General features: G+C 72.1%; 1 protein-coding gene. It reads right to left on the reverse strand.

All coding sequences use genetic code 11. The features are described from left to right. Positions 1 to 398: CarD family transcriptional regulator (locus tag M3149_RS22865; RefSeq protein WP_285887524.1), on the reverse strand; the 398-nt coding region annotated here is incomplete at both ends.

Below are 398 nucleotides of genomic sequence, written 5' to 3' on the forward strand. Positions count from 1 at the left end.
GCCGTACTCGAGCACGAGGTACTCCCGCGTCGCGCCCTGCACCTCGCGCTGCTTCATCTCGACGTAGCGGCCGACGCCGTGCTGCTCGTGCACCACGAAGTCGCCGGGCTTGAGCTCGAGCGGGTCGATCTGGCGCTTGCGCCGGGTCGGCATCTTGCGCATGTCCTTGGTGGACGCGCGCTGGCCGGACAGGTCGTCGCCGGTGAGCACCGCCAGGCACAGCGCCTCGTCGACGAAGCCGTGGTCGAGGGTGGCGGTGGTGACGTGCACCAGGCCCCGCTCGGGCTCGCTGTCCAGCGACTCGGCCCAGCGCACCGGCACGTCGTGCTCGCGCAGCACCTCGACCATCCGCTGCGCCGGGCCGTGGCCCTCGTGCACGAGCACCACCCGGCTGTTGC

Origin of the sequence: Hydrogenophaga intermedia, from assembly GCF_023715105.1 — a bacterium.
In the GTDB taxonomy this organism is placed as follows: domain Bacteria; phylum Pseudomonadota; class Gammaproteobacteria; order Burkholderiales; family Burkholderiaceae_C; genus Hydrogenophaga; species Hydrogenophaga intermedia_A.